Origin of the sequence: Streptomyces olivaceus, from assembly GCF_000721235.1 — a bacterium.
Classification (GTDB): domain Bacteria; phylum Actinomycetota; class Actinomycetes; order Streptomycetales; family Streptomycetaceae; genus Streptomyces; species Streptomyces olivaceus.
In genome coordinates this window covers 1-14,111 of the sequence record NZ_JOFH01000017.1, presented here as the reverse complement: position 1 = coordinate 14,111, position 14,111 = coordinate 1, and the positions used below count along the sequence as shown (strand labels likewise).

Annotated in this window: 12 protein-coding genes; 4 read left to right on the top strand and 8 right to left on the bottom strand. The window is 72.2% G+C overall.

Annotated features, from left to right (window positions below):
- Positions 1 to 21 precede the first annotated feature (21 nt).
- The 3 genes from glgC to IG94_RS0119815 all read right to left on the bottom strand — a co-directional run bounded on the left by glgC (position 22) and on the right by IG94_RS0119815 (position 3,469).
- Positions 22 to 1,242: a glucose-1-phosphate adenylyltransferase gene (glgC, locus tag IG94_RS0119825; RefSeq protein ID WP_031038370.1), complete on the bottom strand. Its 1,221-nt coding sequence runs from the start codon at positions 1,240 to 1,242 to the stop codon at positions 22 to 24.
- Positions 1,243 to 1,292: 50 nt separating this feature from the next.
- Positions 1,293 to 2,486, bottom strand: coding sequence for a glycogen synthase (gene glgA, locus IG94_RS0119820; protein WP_031038366.1), 1,194 nt, complete (start codon positions 2,484 to 2,486; stop codon positions 1,293 to 1,295).
- Between the two features lie 245 nt (positions 2,487 to 2,731).
- Positions 2,732 to 3,469, bottom strand: a complete 738-nt coding sequence (locus IG94_RS0119815; RefSeq protein WP_031038363.1) for a (2Fe-2S)-binding protein — start codon at positions 3,467 to 3,469, stop codon at positions 2,732 to 2,734.
- A 292-nt stretch (positions 3,470 to 3,761) separates the two neighbouring features.
- On the opposite strand from IG94_RS0119815, the gene IG94_RS0119810 reads away from it, so the two are divergent.
- Entirely contained in the window at positions 3,762 to 5,108 is a 1,347-nt protein-coding gene (locus IG94_RS0119810) for a DMT family transporter (protein ID WP_031038361.1), read from the top strand.
- On the opposite strand, the gene IG94_RS0119805 is transcribed toward IG94_RS0119810, so the two are convergent.
- A complete protein-coding gene (locus tag IG94_RS0119805) occupies positions 5,098 to 6,342 on the bottom strand; it encodes a transglycosylase family protein (RefSeq protein ID WP_031038358.1) in 1,245 nt (414 codons plus the stop codon). The genes IG94_RS0119810 and IG94_RS0119805 overlap by 11 nt on opposite strands.
- Before the next feature lie 105 nt (positions 6,343 to 6,447).
- A complete protein-coding gene (locus IG94_RS0119800; protein WP_031038354.1) occupies positions 6,448 to 7,206 on the bottom strand; it encodes an SDR family NAD(P)-dependent oxidoreductase in 759 nt (252 codons plus the stop codon).
- A gap of 151 nt (positions 7,207 to 7,357) precedes the next feature.
- Here IG94_RS0119800 and IG94_RS0119795 point away from each other — a divergent pair, with 151 nt between their 5' ends.
- Both IG94_RS0119795 and gndA read left to right on the top strand, forming a co-directional pair.
- Positions 7,358 to 7,996, top strand: coding sequence for a TetR/AcrR family transcriptional regulator (locus tag IG94_RS0119795; protein WP_031038353.1), 639 nt, complete (start codon positions 7,358 to 7,360; stop codon positions 7,994 to 7,996).
- 284 nt (positions 7,997 to 8,280) lie between these two features.
- Positions 8,281 to 9,720 carry an NADP-dependent phosphogluconate dehydrogenase gene (gene gndA, locus IG94_RS0119790; RefSeq protein WP_031038348.1) on the top strand — a complete coding sequence of 480 codons (1,440 nt, stop codon included), beginning with the start codon at positions 8,281 to 8,283 and terminating at the stop codon, positions 9,718 to 9,720.
- Between the two features lie 531 nt (positions 9,721 to 10,251).
- Here the strand turns inward: gndA and IG94_RS0119785 are convergent.
- A complete protein-coding gene (locus IG94_RS0119785) occupies positions 10,252 to 10,596 on the bottom strand; it encodes a GNAT family N-acetyltransferase (RefSeq protein ID WP_031038345.1) in 345 nt (114 codons plus the stop codon).
- Positions 10,597 to 10,628: 32 nt separating this feature from the next.
- Positions 10,629 to 11,048: an aspartate 1-decarboxylase gene (gene panD, locus IG94_RS0119780; RefSeq protein WP_031038342.1), complete on the bottom strand. Its 420-nt coding sequence runs from the start codon at positions 11,046 to 11,048 to the stop codon at positions 10,629 to 10,631.
- Positions 11,049 to 11,307: 259 nt separating this feature from the next.
- On the opposite strand from panD, the gene IG94_RS0119775 reads away from it, so the two are divergent.
- On the top strand, positions 11,308 to 13,941 hold the full coding sequence (locus IG94_RS0119775) for a GmrSD restriction endonuclease domain-containing protein (RefSeq protein ID WP_078892359.1): 2,634 nt from the start codon (positions 11,308 to 11,310) through the stop codon (positions 13,939 to 13,941).
- Here IG94_RS0119775 and IG94_RS43570 read toward each other — a convergent pair.
- The coding region (locus IG94_RS43570; RefSeq protein WP_031038336.1) for an ATP-binding protein at positions 13,838 to 14,111 on the bottom strand (274 nt) is incomplete at its 5' end. The two genes, IG94_RS0119775 and IG94_RS43570, sit on opposite strands and share 104 nt — an antisense overlap.

Here is a 14,111-nt window from a genome sequence, read left to right as displayed (position 1 = left end):
TCCGCTACGGCACGCTGCGCCCTACGGAACCCGCTGTCCCTTGCCCAGCGCGATCACGCCGCCCTTGGAGACGGTGCACAACTCGGCGTCCCGCTCCGGGTTGACGCCGATCGTCGCGCCGGGCGGCACCTCCACGTTCTTGTCCAGCACCGCCCCGCGCACCACGGCGCCCCGGCCGACGCGCACGTTGTCGTGCAGCACCGAGCCCTGCACCACCGCGCCCGGGTCCACCCGCACGCCCGGCGAGAGTACCGACCGCGTGACCTGGCCCCGGATCAGGCAGCCCGCGCTGACGATGGACTCGCTGGCGATGCCGCCCGCGTTGAACCGGGCCGGCGAGAGCTGGGTCGAGTGGGTGTAGACCGGCCAGTCGCGGTTGTAGAGGTTGAAGGCGGGCCGCTCGGCGATCAGGTCCATGTGGGCGTCGTAGTAGGCGTCGAGCGTGCCCACGTCCCGCCAGTAGCCCTGGTCCCGCGTCGTCTCCCCCGGCACGTGGTTGTCGCTGAAGTCGTACAGCGCGGCCTCGCCCCGCTCGGTGAGCTGGGGCAGGATCGAACCGCCCATGTCGTGCACGGAGTTCTCGTCCTCGGCGTCCCGCTGCAGGGCCTCGATCAGGGCCTTGGTGGTGAAGACGTAGTTGCCCATCGAGGCGAAGACGCATGCGGGGTCGTCGGCGAGGCCGGGTGGGTCGGCGGGCTTCTCCAGGAAGCGGCTGACGCTCTGCCCGTCGGAACCCGGCGTGATCACGCCGAACGACGGGGACTCGGCGCGCGGGACGCGTATCCCGGCCACGGTCACGCCCGCGCCGGACTCGATGTGCTGGGTGAGCATCTGCCGCGGGTCCATCCGGTACACGTGGTCGGCGCCGAAGACCGCGACGTACTCGGGCTGTTCGTCGTGGACGAGGTTGAGGGACTGCAGGATCGCGTCGGCGCTGCCCAGGAACCAGCGCGGGCCGAGGCGCTGTTGGGCGGGGACCGGGGTGACGTAGTTGCCGAGCAGGCTCGACATCCGCCACGTGGTGGTGATGTGCCGGTCCAGGGAGTGCGACTTGTACTGGGTCAGCACGCAGATCCGCAGGATGTCGCCGTTGACCAGGTTGGACAGGACGAAGTCGACCAGGCGGTAGGTACCGCCGAAGGTGACCGCGGGTTTGGCGCGGTCCGCGGTCAGGGGCATCAGGCGCTTGCCCTCTCCACCCGCCAGCACGATGCCGAGTACCGAAGGACCTCCACGACGCATGGCCGCTCCCCTCACCCTGGTTCACTCTCGACTGCCCCGGAGCGGGCGGCCTACGCCTGCTTGAGGATCTCCTCGTAGAGCCGGACCGTGCGGCGGGCGACGGCGTCCCAGCCGAACTCCTCCACCGCGCGCACGCGCCCCGCCTCGCCCATCCGCCGGGCGGCCGGCGGGTCGCCGAGTACGGCGTCCAGAGCGCGCGCCAGCCCGGCCTCGAAGTCCTCGTCCCGGGTGCCGTCGGTCCCGGCTTCCCCGTCCGCACCGCCGGTCCTGGTGACGAGCAGCCCCGTCTCGCCGTCCGTCACGACCTCGGGGATGCCGCCCACCCGGGAGGCCACGACCGGGGTACCGCAGGCCATCGCCTCCAGGTTGACGATGCCGAGGGGCTCGTACACGGAGGGGCAGACGAACACGGCGGCATGGGTCAGCAGTTGGATCACCTCGGAGCGCGGGAGCATGCGGGGTATCCAGTGCACGCCCTCCCGGGCCCGGCTCAGCTCCGCGTAGAGCTCGCGGAACTCCCCGTCGACGGCGGGGGTGTCCGGGGCGCCCGCGCAGAGGACGACCTGCGCGGCCGGGTCGATGCCCCGCGCCGCGCGCAGCAGGTGGGGCACGCCCTTCTGCCGGGTGATGCGCCCGACGAACAGGACGTAGGGGCGGGAGCGGTCCAGGCCGATCCGGTCCAGCGCGTCGGTGCCCGGGTCGGGCCGGTACAGGGCCGTGTCGATGCCGTTGTGCACGACGTGCACCCTGGCGGGGTCGAGGGCCGGGTAGCAGCCGAGGATGTCCTCGCGCATGGCGCCGGACACGGCGATCACCGCGTCGGCGGACTCCGCGGCGGTGCGCTCGGCCCAGCTCGACAGCGCGTAGCCGCCGCCGAGTTGCTCGGCCTTCCAGGGGCGCAGGGGCTCCAGGGAGTGGGCGGTCATCACGTGCGGGACGCCGTACAGGAGCTTGGCGAGGTGGCCGCCGAGGTTGGCGTACCAGGTGTGGGAGTGGACCAGCTCGCGGCCTTCGAGGGCGGCGGTCATGGCGAGGTCCACGGAGAGGGTGCGCAGCGCGTCGTTGGCGCCGTCCAGCGCGGACCAGGGCCGGTGGCGCAGCACGCCCCCGCTGCGTCCCTCGCCCCAGGAGTGCACGTCCAGGTGGACGAGGCGGGCGAGTTCGCGGGCGAGGAACTCGACGTGGACCCCGGCGCCGCCGTAGACGTCGGGCGGGTACTCCCGGGTCAGCAGTCCCACACGCACCCGGAACCTCCCGTCTTCGCGGCCGGTCCCCTCATGGTCACCCACACGGGGCGCCTGGGGAAGAGCGCGGGGGGCGTGGAGGGCGGGAGGGGCGGGGAGTTCGGTCCAATTGTGGCGGGCTGGGACGCTCCCGGCCGGTTCGATCCGGAGCACGAAACCGGTCCGATGCAGGCGAGCACGGAGACCGGTTCGATCCGGCGAGCACGAGACCGGTCCGATCCGGGCTAGGACGGAGATCCGCCGGGTCAGTTCTGTCCCGGTGGGCGTCGGAAGCAGCAGTCGCCGCAGACACCGCCGCCCGGCACCCGGTAGTACAGGCAGCAGCTGCGGCGCCGGAAGGACGTGCCGGTGAGCGTTCCGGTCCCGGCGAGCAGGGGGTGGGCGAGCAGGGCCGCGGTGAGCGACCGGGCGCGGTCGGCGGTCCCGGTACGGCCGTGGCGGCGGGCCCAGCGGCCCAGTTCCCGGCCGGCACCGGCCAGGGCGGAGGCCGCGTTGCCCCGCAGCAACCCGTCCGCCACACCCCATCGGGCGTGCACGGCGTCGGTGAGGGGGGCGAGGTGGGTGGTGAGCACGGCGTCCGCGAGCGTGCCGGCGTCCGACGGCCGGGCGTGGACCCCGGTGAGCCACAGGTCGTCCGGGGCGGTCGCGTCGGGGTCCCAGTGCAGCCGACCCGGATCCAGGTCGGGGATGTGCCCGTAGAGGACGGCGCAGGCCAGGGCCACCGACCAGAGGCGGGCCGCGAGTCCCTGGTGGGCCACGGAGGCGGCGACCCGGTGCTCGGTGGTCCCGAGCGCCGTGGCGACCTTGCGGACGCGGAAGCCGAGCGGGTCGGGGTGAACGTCGGGGGCCGGGTCCTCGTACACCGGCGTGTAGGCGTGCGCGAGAGGGGCGGCGGTCGGCCGTGCAGGTGCGGGCCGCGAGACGTGCAGGACGGAGAAGGCGCCGAGCGGGCGGAGGGCGGCGAGGGCGGGGTCGAGGTCCACGGGCAGCAGTACTATCAGGGCCGGTAGGGGGACCGGGGTGATCAGGGCGCGTAGAGGACCGGGATGGTCAGGGCCCGTAGGGGGCCGGGTCCGAAGGTTGGCCGGGGAGTGTGGCCGCAAGTCGCCCACCCTGGGGAGGACTGCGGCACCTTCGTACTCCATCGGTAGTAGGACCCAATGAATGCTCAGGGACGACGACGGGAAGACCCTGAGGCGGCATCGTGTTGTCCATGGATGACGACCGTTCGCCGCGCCGGGCCCAGTGCCCCCGCCTCACGCAGAGGAGCAGCCGATGAGCGCCCTCGCGTTGTCCGTGCTGCTGTCGCTGGTCTCCGCCGTGGCGTACGCGGGCGGAGCGATCGTGCAGGAGCAGGTCGCGGTCTCGTCCCCGGTCGCCCAGTACGCTCCGCTGCGCCGCCCCGCCTGGTGGGCGGCGGTCGCGCTCAACGGCCTCGGCGGCCTGCTGCACGTCGTCGCCCTCGCTCTCGGACCGCTGAGCCTGGTGCAGCCGCTGGGAGCGCTCACCATCGTCTTCGCGCTGCCCATGGCGGCGCTGTTCGTCGGCCGCCGGGCCGGTGCGACGGCCTGGCGGGGCGCGTTGATGGCGACGGTCGGTCTCGCCGGCCTGCTGTCCCTGGTCGGCGCGTCCGACGCGCAGTCCCTGAACACGGCGCAGCGGGTCGGGGCCGCGCTCGTCACCGGCGGAGTGGTCGTCGCGCTGATGATCGCGGGCCGGGCGGCGCACCGGCACCCCGCGGTCCGCAGCATCCTGCTGGCGACCGCGTCCGGCATCGCCTTCGGCATGTCCTCCGTCTTCACCAAGACGGTCGCGGTCGACTGGACGGGCGGGGTGTCCGCCACCGATCTGCCGTCCCTGGCGGTGATCGGCGTGCTGGCCACGGCCGGCATGGTGCTGTCGCAGGCCTCCTACCGCGGCGCCGGTCTCGCGGCCCCGCTGGCCACACTGACGGTCGTGAACCCGGTGGTGGCCGCGGTGGTCGGCATCACGATGTTCGGCGAGACCTTCCGCTACGGCACGACCGGCACGGCGCTCGCGCTCAGCTGCGGTGTGGTGGCGGCGGGCGGCCTGATCCTGCTGACGACGGAGCGGATCGCGCGGGAGTCGGCGGGCGAGGCGGCGTCCGACGCCACGCCCGCCGACGGCGCCCCGGCGGACCCGGCGGACCCGGCTCCGGTGAAGGAAGTACCGGCGGGTGGAGCACCGGTCGCCGTGGCTGCCGCCGCGGCCCGTGTCGAGGTCGAGAGGGCGGCGCTGGTTTCGGCGGCGGCGGGGAGCGGGACGGTCCCGGCTGTGGCGGGCAGCGGCACAGTCCCCGCGGTGGCGGGCAGCGGCACGGTCCCGGCGCCCGCCGCACAGGCCCGGTCCCGGAAGCGGGCCGCGGACGAGGAGCGTGAGCGGCGCGACGAGCAGTCGGCGCGGCTGACCGGGAAGGTCCTCGTGCCCGCCTCCGCCGCGGACGCCCCCGCGGCGGAGGAGACGTTCGACGCCCTGGTACCGGCACCGGGACCGGGACCGGCGGAGGGAGATTACCCGCCGCCCTCCTTCGGTCCCTTCTACAGCGGCCCGTTCGTACCGCCGCCGGCGTTCGGCCGACGCGGGGTCCGCATCAGATCTTGACGCCGCCCGCCCGCAGGTACGCCAGCGGGTCGACGTCCGAGCCGAAGCCGGGCCCCGTCCGCACCTCGAAGTGCAGATGCGGGCCCGTGACGTTGCCGGTGGAGCCGGAGCGGCCGATGCGCTGGCCGACGCCCACGGACTGGCCGTCCTTGACGGAGATCGCCGAGAGGTGCGCGTACTGCGAGTACCGGCCGTCGCCGTGCCGGACGACCACCTGGTACCCGTACGAACCGCCCCAGCCCGCGCTGACGACCCGCCCGGCCGCGACCGACTTCACCGAGGTGCCGGTGGGCACGGGGAAGTCGACGCCGGTGTGGTAGCCCTTCGACCAGGACGACCCCGACTGGTGGTACGGCGTGCCGATGGAGCCGCTGACGGGGGCGACGACCCCGATGGTGGCCTTCTCCTCCGAGGACTTCTTCGGCGCCTTCTCCTTGGTCTCCTGCTGCTTCTGCTGTTTCTTCTGCTGTTTCTTCTCCGGCTTCTTCTCCTGCTGCTTCTTCTGCTCGGGCTGCGGCTTGGCGCCGGACGTCGTGGTCCTGCCCTCGCCCCGCAGTGCCAGTCGCTGTCCCGGCAGTATCAGGTCGGGGTCGGCGCCGATCGCGCCGCGGTTGGCCTCGTACAGGCGCTGCCAGCCGCCGCCGACCTGGTGGGTGTCGGCGATGCCGGAGAGGGTGTCGCCGGTGACCACCGTGTACATCCGCGCCTTGCCGGCCCGGGACTGCGGCGTGGTCTGGGGCTGGACGTCCTTGACGGACTCCGTCTTGGCGGCGGGCTTCTTCACGGTCTTGCCCTCGGACTTCGCCGACGTCGGGGACTCCGCTCCCCCGGCCGGCCGGAGGTCCGGCGTGTCGCCGCCCCGGGTCAGTCCGGCCCGCTGCGAGCAGGCGGGCCAGGCGCCCGGGCCCTGTCCGTCGAGCACCTTCTCGGCGACGGCGATCTGCTGGTCCTTGGTGGCGAGGTCGGCGCGCGGCGCGTACCGGGTGCCGCCGAACGCCTCCCAGGTGGACTGGGTGAACTGCAACCCGCCGTAGTAGCCGTTGCCGGTGTTGATGTCCCAGTCGTTGGTCGACTCGCAGGCAGCGACCTTGTCCCAGGTCTCCACGTCGGCCGCGTGGGCCGTGCCGGTGCCGACGAGTGGGAGGGCCAGTCCCGCGCCGCCGGCGGTGACGGTCAGTGAGGCGCGGTTGATCCTGTTCGGCTGGTACCGGCGGTGCCGGCCGCGTACGGCCATGGAGGTCCCCCTCGACATTGCGTCAGGAGGAGCAAAAATAAGGGCCGCGAACAGGCCCCGACAAGAGGGCATCCGGCCGAAGGCCGGGGAATTGCCCCTGCCCCACTAGAGCAGGGCGCCGCCGGAGACTTCGAGGCGCTGGGCGGTGACCCACCGCAGGCTGTCGGAGGCGAGGGTGGCGATGGCGTCGCCTATCTCGGCGGGTTCGCCGACGCGGCCCAGCGCGGTCTGCGCCGCCAGCCCCGCCCGCATGCCGGCGTCGTCGCGCATGGCGCCGCCGTTGAAGTCGGTGGCGGTCGGCCCCGGGGCGACGGAGTTGACCCGGATGCCGCGCGGACCCAGCTCCAGGGCAAGGGTGCGGCTGAGTGCCTCGACGGCGGCCTTGGACGCCGAGTAGACGGCGGTGGCGGGGCTGGTGTGGCGGGTCAGGGAACTGGAGACGTTGATGACGCCGGCGGGGTCGGCGAGCAGTGGCAGCAGGGCCTGGATGAGGAAGAACGTCCCGCGCACGTTGGTATCCATCATCGCGTCGAAGTCCGCGACGCCGACCTGCTCCAGGGGGCTGAAGATCCCCACCCCGGCGTTGTTGACCAGGACGTCGAGCCGCGTGGCGTCCCAGAGCCGCAGATGCTCGCCCAGCTCTGCCGCGAAGGGGAGGAACGAACCGACGTCGCTGATGTCCAGACGCAGCGCGAGAGCGGCGGACCCGGCCGCCCGCACCGCCTCAACCGTCTCCTGCGCCCCCGCCTCGTCGCTCCGGTGGGTGACGATCACTCTGGCCCCGCGCTGCGCCAGCGCCACCGCCGTACTGCGGCCCAGCCCCCGGTTGGCACCGGTCACCAGCGCGATCTTCTTGCTGTCCATGGAACTGCTCCTCGGGCGAGAAAAGGGGAAGAGACCGCCGGGCCCATTGCCACGACGCAGGATGCGAGTCGACCGACTCGCCTCCTTCACCGTAGGGCCGCCCTAGAGGCGAGTCAAGTGACTCGCCTCGCCGTGGAGGCATACTGGCCCCATGGCAGAAGGACTCTCCGACCACCACCGGCGGCTGGCTCAGCAGAAGCGGGAAGCGATCACCTCGTCCGCCACCGCGCTGTTCCTGGAGCGCGGGTACAGCGGGACGTCACTGGCCCGGATCGCAGAGGCGGCCGGGGTGTCGAAGTCGACGCTGTTCAAGCAGTTCCCGACCAAGGCGGCTCTCTTCGAGGCGATCGTGACCGAGTCCTGGCAGCAGAGGTCCGGCCAGGCGCCGGCCCGGCCCCCGGCGGGCGACCTGCGTGCGGGGCTGGTGGCCATCGGCCGCCAGTATGCCGAGCTGATGGGCCGGCCCGGCATGACGGCCCTGTTCAGGATCGTGATCGCCGAGCTGCCGCGCCTGCCCGAGCTGGGCAGGGTGCAGTTCCGGCTGGGCAAGCTGCCTTACTTCGACTCCGTGCGGCTCTATCTGGAGGCCGAGCACGAGGCCGGCACCGCCCGCGTACCCGATGCGGAGAGTGCCGCCAACCAGTTCCTCGGCATGATCGCCAACTTCGTCCTGTGGCCCCGGATGCTGCTCACCGACTGGAACCCCGCCGCACAGCAGACGGGTTACGCCGTCGACGAGGCCGTGGAGACGATGCTCGCCCGGTACGGCACCGGCCACCGGGAGCCGTAGGCACACCAAGGAGCACGCGGCCCTCCGAGCGCGCCAAGTGACCCGGGCGGGTTGACCGTTGGCCGAACACGGCGCCGGAACACTGAGGCACCGGCCCCCTCCCCCGCGTACTTCCGTACGTGCCGCGGCGAAGTGCGACCGGCGTACCGACACGTCAGGATGGTCACGGGGCGGAACCGGCGATACTGGGCAGGAACGACCGCACCAAGACACCAAGCCACCAAGATCGCAACGTCACGGCATCACAACGCAACGACATCACAAGTTCACTGGGAGCCAACGCAATGAGCACTACAGCGCAGATCGGCGTCACGGGTCTCGCGGTCATGGGCCGCAACCTCGCCCGGAACTTCGCCCGCAACGGCTACACGGTCGCGGTGCACAACAGGACGGCGTCGCGTACCCACGCGCTGGTGGAGGAGTTCGGCGGCGAGGGCGACTTCGTCGCGACCGAGACCGCCAAGGAGTTCGTGGCGGCGCTGGAGCGGCCGCGGCGCCTGGTGATCATGGTGAAGGCCGGCGACCCGACCGACGCGGTGATCCGGGAGTTCGCCCCGCTCCTGGAGCCGGGCGACATGATCATCGACGGTGGCAACGCGCACTTCGCGGACACCCGGCGCCGGGAGCGCGAACTGCGCGAGCAGGGCATCCATTTCGTGGGCACCGGCATCTCGGGCGGCGAGGAGGGCGCGCTGAACGGCCCGAGCATCATGCCGGGCGGCTCGAAGGAGTCGTACGCGTCGCTCGGCCCGATGCTGGAGAAGATCTCGGCGAAGGCGGCGGACGGGGCGCCCTGCGTGACGCACGTGGGCGCCGACGGCGCGGGGCACTTCGTGAAGATGGTGCACAACGGCATCGAGTACGCCGACATGCAGCTGATCGGCGAGGCGTACCAGCTGCTGCGCGACGTCGCCGGGTACACGCCCGCGCAGATCGCGGACATCTTCCGCACGTGGAACACCGGCCGCCTGGACTCGTACCTGATCGAGATCACGGCGGAGGTGCTGTCCCACGTCGACGCGGAGACGGGCAAGCCGTTCGTCGACGTGGTGGTCGACCAGGCGGAGCAGAAGGGCACCGGTCGCTGGACGGTGCAGATCGCGCTGGACCTCGGCGTACCGGTGTCGGGCATCGCGGAGGCGGTCTTCGCGCGCTCCCTGTCCGGTCACGCGGCGCTGCGTGACGCCTCGCGCGGCCTGGTGGGCCCGACGGCGTCGCCGCTCGGCGAGTCGGAGGCGGCCGCCTTCGCCGACCGCGTCGAGCAGGCGCTGTACGCGTCGAAGATCGTGTCGTACACGCAGGGCTTCCACGAGGTCGCGGCCGGCAGCGAGGAGTACGGCTGGGACATCGACCTCGGCGCGGTCTCGGCCATCTGGCGCGGCGGCTGCATCATCCGGGCGGCCTTCCTGGACCGCATCCGCGCCGCGTACGACGCGCGGCCGGACCTGCCGAGCCTGCTGTCGGACGAGACGTTCGCGCAGGAGATCGCCGCCGCGCAGGACGACTGGCGCGAGGTCCTGATCGCCGCGACCAGGCAGGGCGTACCGACGCCGGGCTTCGCCGCCGCCCTGGCCTACTACGACGCCCTGCGCGCCGAGCGGCTCCCGGCCGCGCTGACGCAGGGGCAGCGGGACTACTTCGGCGCGCACACGTACCGCAGGACGGACCGCGACGGCACGTTCCACACGCTGTGGGGCGGGGACAGGTCCGAGGTCACGGCGTAACGGCGTAACGGCGTAAACGGAGACGGCGGGTCGGCGGACGGGCGGCACGTGTGCGGCCCGCCCGCCGACCCCGTCTGCGCCATGGCGCGCTTCTTGCCCTTGCTCAGGTGAGCGGCGGCCCCGGTTCCGGGCTGGGTACCGGCTCGGGCCCCGGCGGAATCGGCGAGGGCTCGGGCGGGCCGGGAGGCGGCGGCGTGGGCTGCGGGCCGGGCCCCGGGGGCTGGGGCGTCGGCTGCGGGCCGGGTCCCGGCGGTGGCGGAGTCGGTTCCGGCCCGGGCACCGGGGGTGTCGCCGGGTCCGGACGCGGCTGCGGGGGCTCCGGGTCCGGTCCGGGAGCCGGCCCCGGCGTGGGTCCTGGCGGAACGGGGTCCGGGTTCGGGTTCGTCATGGCGCTGCCCTCCGGCCAGTCGGTCGACGTCGGGTCTGGACTTGCCCCCCGCCTACCCGGCACCCGCCTCCCCAGTCGCCCCCGGATGACCTCGGGGCGCGGGCAGGAACGAGGCCCCTTTCCTCCCCCGGCTCCCCGGCTGCTCAGAACCGCCCGGGGTGCGCCACGAGCCACTCCCTGGCGGCGCGCAGCAGCTCGGGGTCGGCCGCGGGCGCCTCGTCCGGGTGCCGCTCGGCCCACTTGACGACGTACGAGCACAGCGGGGCGACGGAGACGCCCTCGCGCCGGGCCGTGCCGTACAGCTCACGCGCCAGCGAACCGGCGATGCCCTTGCCCTCGTGGGCGGGCTCGACGACGGTGTGCACGGGGACGAGGGCGCGCTCGGGGGCGTCCAGTACGAAGTACTCGATGCGCCCGACGCCCTCGCCGCCGGCCACGGCCTGGAGCAGGCCCGCCGCCCGGTCGTCACGGATCTCGATGTCACTCACGGCCACACTCCTCGCCCCGGATCATCAGTACGTCAGACAGCCACGGCCCGAGGGCTCCGCTCCTGGTCCGACCCGGGTACCGGCTCGGACGCGTCGGCGCCCAGGGCGACGATACGGTTGTCGCCGTCCACGTGCACGACCCGCGGCACCAGCGACCGCGCCTCGGCGTCGGTGACCTGCGCGTAGCTGATGAGGATCACGAGATCGCCGGGGTGCACGAGGTGAGCCGCGGCCCCGTTGATCCCGATGACGCCGGACCCCCGCTCCCCCTCGATGACATACGTCTCCAGCCGGGCCCCGTTGGTGATGTCCACGATGTGCACCAGCTCACCGGGCAGCAGATCGGCGGCGTCCAGCAGATCGGCGTCGATGGTCACCGAGCCGACGTAGTGGAGGTCGGCCTGGGTGACGGTGGCGCGGTGGATCTTGGACTTGAACATGGTGCGCAGCATGGCGAGACTCCCGATTTGTCTGCTCCCTGCCTGCTCTTGCAGGTCAAGGGCGTCCGTCGCAGCGTACAACCATTCACATGCGCGGTCATCTGCCGCCAGGTGTCCGTGCTGCCCGCCCGGCCGCGCGGCGGAGCAAGGCACGTCAGCACCTCACTGACCGGATTACCGGTGATTCCGCACGCCATGCGGCTTTCCCGTACACGAGCCGGTCCGGCCTGATGTAATCGGCGACCGACGACCGAGGACCGAGGGGGGCCGTATGCAGGCCAAGGAGACGTTGTTCGCCGATCTCGTGCAGGGCCGGGCCCAGCAGTTCCAAGTGCCTCTCTACCAACGGACGTATTCCTGGACCGAGAAACACCTCAAGCAGCTGTGGGTCGATATCCTTGAGCAAGCCGATCTGCTTGACTCCGAGGAGGAGAAAGCCAGCACGCACTTCCTCGGTTCCGTCGTGCTCGCACCCTCGCCACAGAACGAGGCGACCTTCCCCCGCTGGCTCGTCGTCGACGGCCAGCAACGGCTGACCACGCTCTCCCTGGCACTGGCTGCCATCCGCGATCACGTCGCGGACGCCGAGCCGGACGAGGCAGAGCGCATCGACGAGGAATACCTGATCAACAAGCGGAAGAGCGGACACGATCGCCTCCGCCTGCTGCCGACCCAGGCGGACCGGCCGCAGTTCGCCGCCCACGTCCGCGGCCCCCTCGCCGAGCAGGCCGCCGGGAGCGGTGTCGCCACCGCCTACACCTTCTTCCGCAAGAAGCTCGTCGAAGCGGACGACCCGGCGGCCCCGCAGGACGTGTTCCGCATCGAGCAGGCGATCACCTCACGGCTCACGCTGGTGGCGGTGACCGCCGAGCGCGGCGACAACGTGCACCGCATCTTCGAGTCGCTCAACAACACCGGCCTCAAGCTGAGCCAGGCCGACCTGCTGCGCAACTACCTTTTCATGCGGCTGAACACGCGCGGGGAGCACGTCTACGAGACCTACTGGCTCCCCCTGCAGGACAGTCTGAGCAACGACGAGCTGGAACAGCTCATGTGGCTGCACCTCGTACTCGACGGGGACGACCGGGTCCGCCGCCAGGACCTGTACGCCGCCCAGCAGAAGCGCTTCGAAGGCCCGAAGACGGGCGAGGCGGAGATCGAGGCGTACATCAGGGAACTGCACCGCCACAGCGCCCTCTTCCGCCGGCTGCTGCACCCCGATGAGGAACCCGATTCCGAGGTCCGGGCCGCGCTCCGCCGCCTTGACGCATGGCAGGCGGCCGTCACGTACCCCGCCCTGATGCTGCTGCTCGACCGGCGCGAGCGCGGGGAGCTGGACTCCTCCGAGACCGCCCGGGCCATGGCGTACATCGAGAGCTTCCTCGTTCGCCGGATGATCTGCCGGGTCCCGACCAACAACCTCAACCGCATCTTCCAGGCCGTGCCCGGTCAGCTTCCGCTCGACGTACCCGTCACCGAGGGCCTGCACCGGCTCCTCTCCTCCGAGAACCGCTTCTGGCCCGACGACGCCGAACTGCGCGACAAGATCAGGAAGGCCCCGTTCTACCAGTACGGTCGGCCGCAGCAGCGCAAGCTGGTACTGCAACGGCTGGAGGAGAGTTATGGGCATCCCGAACCGGTCGACTTCGCCGCCGCTCAGCTCACCGTCGAGCACGTGATGCCGCAGTCACCCGGCGACGCGTGGCTGCGCGCGCTGGGAGAGGAGGTGGGCGACGACGAGACCGCGGAGGAACTGCACGCCCGGTTCCAGCACACCCTGGGCAACCTGACACTCACCGCGGTCAACTCGGAGCTGTCCAATCACCCCTTCGAGCGCAAACAGGATCTGCTGCACGGCAGCCATCTGGAAATGAACCGTCGCATCGCCGCCACCGAGCGCTGGGGCACACGCGAGATCCTGGCCCGCGCCGACGAACTCGCCGACCACGCGATCGCCCTGTGGCCGGCCCCGCTGCGCGGGGTGGGCCGTGCGGAACGCGGCCGTGACTGGCAGCTTGCCCACCAGGTCCTCGCCGCCCTCCCCCACGGCACCTGGACCGCGTACGGCGACCTGGCCGCCTTCCTCGGTTCCGGTGCCCAGGCCGTGGGAAACCATCTGGCCAACACCCCGGGTGTGGCCCACGCCTACCGGGTTCTCACCTCCGAGGGCAAGGTCTCCGACGGCTTCCGCTGGGCGGCGCCCCAGGACACCGGAAGCGACGACGCCCGCGCCCTGCTGACCGCCGACGGCGTCCGCTTCACGGCCACCGGGTCCGCCGACCCGGCCCAGCGGCTCACCGCCGACGACCTCGCCGCGCTGCTCGCCGGTACCGACGACGATCGGGCCGAAGGTGAGGACACCGCTCAGGAGGCGACCGCGGAAACACCGGGCGAGGAGACCCGCGCCGAACGGTTCTTCCGCCAGCTCACCGCGGACGACTCCCCCGATACGGTCGAAGCGGTGCGCGCGCTCTTCGCCCACTGGGAAGGACTCGGCGGCTGGACCGGCCACGGCGCGGGGCACGTCATCACCAGCGCCTACCTCATGCTCGGCGAGACGGGCGGCCCCGGCCGCGGCATCTGGCCGATGACGCTCTACCCCGGGACCGGGCGCGGCGGCGTGGCGGAGGTGGTGTTCCAATACCTCGCGGCGCGGGAGCCGTTCACCGACCGCGCGCTGCGCGCCGAGTTCCTCGCGCGTCTCAACGCTCTGGACGACGTCGACATCCCGGAGGGCAAGCTGGAGTTGCGACCCAACATCCGGCTGTCCCTGCTGGAGAAGGACCGCAACCGGGAGCTGCTCACCGAGACACTGACGTGGTTCCGGGACCGCTGCACTCCGCCCACACCGTCTTGCCTCCCGGCGGGTACGGCTCGCAGCCCCAGGCGTCCGCGAGCGAGGTGACGAGGAGCAGGCCGCGGCCGGATTCGCCGTCGTCGGAAGCCTCGGCGTCCTGGGGCGGCGCGGGGAGGCGTTCGCCCCGGGCGTCGGTGACCTCGATCCGCAGGGTCGCCGAGGTCAGGGTCAGGACCAGCCGTGCGTTCCTGCCCCGGACACGGCCGTGCAGGGCGGCG

Bases quoted from the DNA above. Each gene is read 5' to 3' on its own strand.
- IG94_RS0119795 (WP_031038353.1), top strand. From the start codon at position 7,358: ATGGCAGAAGGACTCTCCGACCACCACCGGCGGCTGGCTCAGCAGAAG.
- IG94_RS0119800 (WP_031038354.1), bottom strand. From the start codon at position 7,206: ATGGACAGCAAGAAGATCGCGCTGGTGACCGGTGCCAACCGGGGGCTG.
- gndA (WP_031038348.1), top strand. From the start codon at position 8,281: ATGAGCACTACAGCGCAGATCGGCGTCACGGGTCTCGCGGTCATGGGC.
- IG94_RS0119775 (WP_078892359.1), top strand. From the start codon at position 11,308: ATGCAGGCCAAGGAGACGTTGTTCGCCGATCTCGTGCAGGGCCGGGCC.
- IG94_RS0119810 (WP_031038361.1), top strand. From the start codon at position 3,762: ATGAGCGCCCTCGCGTTGTCCGTGCTGCTGTCGCTGGTCTCCGCCGTG.
- panD (WP_031038342.1), bottom strand. From the start codon at position 11,048: ATGCTGCGCACCATGTTCAAGTCCAAGATCCACCGCGCCACCGTCACC.
- IG94_RS0119805 (WP_031038358.1), bottom strand. From the start codon at position 6,342: ATGGCCGTACGCGGCCGGCACCGCCGGTACCAGCCGAACAGGATCAAC.
- glgC (WP_031038370.1), bottom strand. From the start codon at position 1,242: ATGCGTCGTGGAGGTCCTTCGGTACTCGGCATCGTGCTGGCGGGTGGA.